This is a genomic window from Lysinibacillus sp. RC46 (assembly GCF_041262385.1).
GTDB lineage: Bacteria > Bacillota > Bacilli > Bacillales_A > Planococcaceae > Lysinibacillus.
This window is the reverse complement of sequence record NZ_JBGCCF010000077.1, coordinates 1-1,222: the sequence shown is the minus strand read 5'-3', so window position 1 is coordinate 1,222 and position 1,222 is coordinate 1. Positions and strand designations below refer to the sequence as shown.

Sequence of the window (1,222 nt, the reverse complement as noted above, 5' to 3'; positions counted from 1 at the left end):
CACACCCGTTCCCATACCGAACACGGAAGTTAAGCTCTTTAGCGCCGATGGTAGTTGGGGGCTTCCCCCTGTGAGAGTAGGACGTCGCTAGGCATAATACCCAGGAGGATTAGCTCAGCTGGGAGAGCACCTGCCTTACAAGCAGGGGGTCGGCGGTTCGAGCCCGTCATCCTCCACCATTCGCCGGTGTAGCTCAGTTGGTAGAGCAACTGACTTGTAATCAGTAGGTCGTGGGTTCGACTCCTATCGCCGGCACCATAGTTTTGAGCCATTAGCTCAGTTGGTAGAGCATCTGACTTTTAATCAGAGGGTCGAAGGTTCGAGTCCTTCATGGCTCACCATTTAAATTGCCAACAAAATATGCGGGTGTGGCGGAATTGGCAGACGCACTAGACTTAGGATCTAGCGCCGCAAGGCGTGGGGGTTCGACTCCCTTCACCCGCACCATTTTTAAAATTTCATAATTGCCAGGATAAATAAATCTTATGCACATGCGGAAGTAGTTCAGTGGTAGAACACCACCTTGCCAAGGTGGGGGTCGCGAGTTCGAACCTCGTCTTCCGCTCCAAATGTGCCGGGGTGGCGGAACTGGCAGACGCACAGGACTTAAAATCCTGCGGTAGGTGACTACCGTGCCGGTTCGATTCCGGCCCTCGGCACCATTTTTTATTTTAATCATTAGCGCCCGTAGCTCAATTGGATAGAGCGTCTGACTACGGATCAGAAGGTTATGGGTTCGACTCCTGTCGGGCGCGCCAAATTAATATTTATCGGAATGTAGCTCAGCTTGGTAGAGCACTTGGTTTGGGACCAAGGGGTCGTAGGTTCGAATCCTGTCATTCCGACCATTTTATGGGGCCTTAGCTCAGCTGGGAGAGCGCCTGCCTTGCACGCAGGAGGTCAGCGGTTCGATCCCGCTAGGCTCCACCATAAAAGATAACCAGTATAAAGATCCTGGCGGCGTAGCTCAGCTGGCTAGAGCGTACGGTTCATACCCGTAAGGTCGGGGGTTCGATCCCCTCTGCCGCCATCTTAAAGGACCTTTAGCTCAGTTGGTTAGAGCAGACGGCTCATAACCGTCCGGTCGCAGGTTCGAGTCCTGCAAGGTCCACCATTTATATAATTACGGAGGTATACCCAAGTCTGGCTGAAGGGATCGGTCTTGAAAACCGACAGGCGGGTAACACCGCGCGGGGGTTCGAATCCCTCTACCTCCTCCAGT

The 1,222-nt window shown here is 53.3% G+C and carries 12 tRNA genes and 1 rRNA gene; all 13 read left to right on the top strand.

The annotated features are described in order from the left end of the window. Window positions 1–93, top strand: a 5S ribosomal RNA gene (gene rrf, locus ABH966_RS27000); the annotation flags it as partial. Window positions 94–103: 10 nt separating this feature from the next. Further along, window positions 104–179, top strand: a tRNA-Val gene (locus ABH966_RS26995). A 3-nt stretch (window positions 180–182) separates the two neighbouring features. Beyond that, a tRNA-Thr gene (locus ABH966_RS26990) sits at window positions 183–258 on the top strand. 7 nt (window positions 259–265) lie between these two features. Beyond that, a tRNA-Lys gene (locus ABH966_RS26985) sits at window positions 266–341 on the top strand. 21 nt (window positions 342–362) lie between these two features. After that, a tRNA-Leu gene (locus tag ABH966_RS26980) sits at window positions 363–447 on the top strand. A gap of 46 nt (window positions 448–493) precedes the next feature. Further along, window positions 494–568: transfer RNA gene (locus tag ABH966_RS26975), tRNA-Gly, on the top strand. A gap of 5 nt (window positions 569–573) precedes the next feature. Further along, window positions 574–662, top strand: a tRNA-Leu gene (locus tag ABH966_RS26970). Window positions 663–681: 19 nt separating this feature from the next. Next, a tRNA-Arg gene (locus ABH966_RS26965) sits at window positions 682–758 on the top strand. Window positions 759–771: 13 nt separating this feature from the next. Then, a tRNA-Pro gene (locus tag ABH966_RS26960) sits at window positions 772–848 on the top strand. 6 nt (window positions 849–854) lie between these two features. Continuing rightward, window positions 855–930: transfer RNA gene (locus tag ABH966_RS26955), tRNA-Ala, on the top strand. Between the two features lie 26 nt (window positions 931–956). Then, window positions 957–1,030 (top strand) — tRNA-Met (locus ABH966_RS26950). A gap of 7 nt (window positions 1,031–1,037) precedes the next feature. Next, window positions 1,038–1,114 (top strand) — tRNA-Ile (locus ABH966_RS26945). A gap of 13 nt (window positions 1,115–1,127) precedes the next feature. Continuing rightward, window positions 1,128–1,220: transfer RNA gene (locus ABH966_RS26940), tRNA-Ser, on the top strand. The last annotated feature ends 2 nt before the right edge of the window (window positions 1,221–1,222 follow it).